Consider the following 3,269-nt stretch of genomic DNA (forward strand, 5'->3'; position numbering starts at 1 on the left):
CACCACTGTCATCCTGAGCGAAGCGAAGGATCCAAAGCCCTTCATTGCGTTAACAGCAACATGAAACATGGATTGGCGGGTTTGCGCACCGCCTATATAGCTGCTGCAATACCCTTGGTATAGAGATTCGAGCCGGAAGTTGTTTTTCCTGCCAGGGACAGGGGCAAAAATACACCTCAGCAAGCCGACCAAAGATACCTGGGAAAATCTAACTGGATCAAAATCTGGCCACCAGGGTCAAAGTCCTATCACTTCCTCATCAAATTTGGGTCAATTTACCTGATCAGGAAGGATATGGGACGCATGTGTCGAATCTTTAATCAATGTCTTCTTTAACAAAATGAAAAACAATTTAATTGGTCCGACAGCTACTGTCGGGGTAGGTATGCTACAATGTATGTACAACGTCAGGTCCCAGGTGGTCCTGGGCCCGATCAGAGAAGGTTCGGAGGTACGTTTCAATGGGAGGGAACCAAGAGCAGTTAAGTCTTTCGATTTATTGCCTCGACGGGTTCAAGGTGTTTCGAGGCCAGACGTTGATTTCACCCACCAAGTGGCAGCGCAAACGAGTTGCCCTTTTGCTTAAGTATGTGCTGGTGGCCGGGGCACCGGTACCACGCTACACTTTATTGACAGAGTTTTGGCCGCATTTAGACGATAAAGCTGCCCGCCATAACCTAGCCGTTACTCTCTATAACCTACGGCGCACCTTATACCCTAACCATCCTTGTAACCGAGCACCGTTGTATCTAAAAAGCAATAATGACTATATCGAGCTGAATTGGAATACGATTACGTTTTACGATGCCCAGACATTCCAAGATCTCTGCCGAGAGGGACTGGCGGCCCTTAGGCAAGGGCTATGGGATCAGGCGGCTACGGTCCTTACAGCGGCCAATAAGCTGTATCAAACGGATTTCCTCGCGGCCGATGTGGGCCACAGCTGGCTTATAGAAGAAAGGGCCCGACTTCAGAGCGTCCGTTTGGATATGCTGGAGCATTTGGCCACAGCTTTGTATAAGCTGGAACGCTACCACGAGGCCCAAGTCCAGGCCAAAACTGTAGTCCAACTAGACCCTTGCCGGGAGGGAGGACACCGATTGCTCATGCGCATCTTAAGTGCCCTGGGACAGCGTTCCCAGGCTATAGTTCAATACCGGGAGTGCAAGCGATTGTTAGAGAGAGAACTGGGTATACAACCAGGTCCGCAGACAAACAACCTCTACCACAGGATTGTCAACGGGGAGAGCCACTGAGGCCTCCCCGTTGACCGCTATTGACGGACAATTGATTAGGAGGTGATTCTAAATTCATAGGTGGTATCAGGTGGCATGGTGGGCAAGAGGGGCGTGATAGTAGAAATCATTTTTAAGGGGGTTATCAGAATTGACAATTAGGTCGAGTCGTCTTATCGCTGTTTTGACCCTGTGTGCGTTGGTCCTCACCGCTGTGCCGGCAGTGGCAACACCGGCAGCACCGGACATTGAGGGCCATTGGGCCGAAGCAGCCATTGAACGATTGGTAGATATGGGGGCAGTGTCCGGTCTGCCCGATGGCACATTCCGACCGGATCTCACTGTTACCCGAGCCGAATTCGTAACCATGGTAAATAAGAGTTTTGGGATTACTCCGGTACCAGAGAGCACTCGCTTTCAGGACGTAAAACCGGGGGACTGGTTTGGCGGCCAAGTGGAAGCGGCAGCTGCTTACGGTTACGTAACCGGTAATCCCGACGGAACCTTCAGTCCCTATCGTCCTATCACCCGCGAGCAGGCAGCAGCCATGCTGGTGCGCGTCTTCGGTTTTAGCAAGCTCGCTACTGAAGCCGAGCAAGATGCCGTGCTGGCACCTTTTGCCGATGCCGATAAAGTAAGTGCCTGGGCCAAGGCCGACGTGGCCACCGCTATAAGCTTAGGACTGCTAAGCGGTTACACACCCACCACCCTTGCGCCCCAACCGGCCGATTTGTCCGCCGCCGGCTGGCAGCAGTGGGAAGCCGCTCGCACCACCGAACAAAGAGAAGCGGTATTAAAGCAACGGGGAAGCCACGGCCTCATCACTCGGGCCCAAACCGCTGCTATCCTTGTGCGAGCCCTGGCACTGGAACCGGCCGTTGAAGCAACTGTGTTTGACCAGGCCGGGACCTACGGGCCCGAAGATGGCGTAGAAACCATCAGCGGCGACGTTATTGTCAAGGCTGACGGGGTTACCCTGCAGAACCTAATCATCACCGGCGATCTCATCATTACCGAAAGCGTCGGTGATGGCACCGTCGTACTGGAAAATGTAACTGTCAAGGGTGATACCGAAGTCAAAGGCGGCGGCACCGACAGCGTTATCTTCCGCGACTGCACACTACATGGTACCGTTACCGTAGAGAAAGTAGACGGCCAGATCAGGATCGTGGCCGAAGGATCCACGTCAGTACCAAAAGTAGTGTTGCAATCAGGAGCCATCTTAATCAGCCGAGACGATGGTTCCTTCGAACGAATCGAATTACCCAAAGATCTAGCCGAAAATACCGAAGTTGTCCTAACCGGAAATTTTGCCGAGGTAGAAATAGCAGCCGAAAATGCTAACGTGACAATAGGCGCAGGTTCTACAGTAAATAGCTTGGTTCTAACCGAGAATGCCACCGGAACCCAGGTGGACCTAGACCAAGAAGCCAGCGTTACTACAGTCACAGCCGATGCCGAAGTAGAAATCACCGGCCAAGGCACCATTGGCACTGCCGAGATTAACGTCGACGGTGTAACCATCGAGCAAAAACCAGATAAAGTCGTCCTGGAACCAGGCGTCAAAGCTAACGTCGGTGGCAAAGACGTCACCGAACCCAAAAAGTCCACCGGTGGCGGCGGAGGCAGACGCGACGAGACTGTTTCAGTAAGTGCTATTAGTGTGACTGGTGTAGCTAAGGTTGGGGAGACGCTGACGGCAAAAGTAACACCACCTGAAGCAACAGTAACATATCAGTGGCAGAAAGCTGATGCCGCAGATGGCACATTTGAAAATATATCTGGTGCAACAGACAGCACATATACGTTAACTAATGAAGATGCAGATAAGTACATTAGAGTTGTGGTTACCGGAACAGGTAGTTATACGGGAACAAAGACAAGCGCAGCTGTTGGACCTGTAAGTCAGTTACCGGTACCAGACCAGACCCTAGCCGAAGCCAAGACAGCGGTGGAAGGCGTGCTTGGTGAGTTTACCGCCAGCAACGATACCACCGAAGCAGAACTGTTAGCTGCGATAAAGGCTGTTGTGAC

At 52.2% G+C, this 3,269-nt stretch carries 2 protein-coding genes; both read left to right on the plus strand.

From position 1 onward, the window contains the following. Positions 1-461 precede the first annotated feature (461 nt). On the plus strand, positions 462-1,256 hold the full coding sequence (locus tag GX016_01325) for a hypothetical protein (GenBank protein ID HHT70203.1): 795 nt from the start codon (positions 462-464) through the stop codon (positions 1,254-1,256). A 130-nt stretch (positions 1,257-1,386) separates the two neighbouring features. Beyond that, positions 1,387-3,269: hypothetical protein (locus GX016_01330; protein HHT70204.1), on the plus strand; the 1,883-nt coding region annotated here is incomplete at its 3' end.

It is taken from the genome of Bacillota bacterium (assembly GCA_012837285.1).
Lineage (GTDB): Bacteria > Bacillota > DTU030 > DUMP01 > DUMP01 > DUNI01.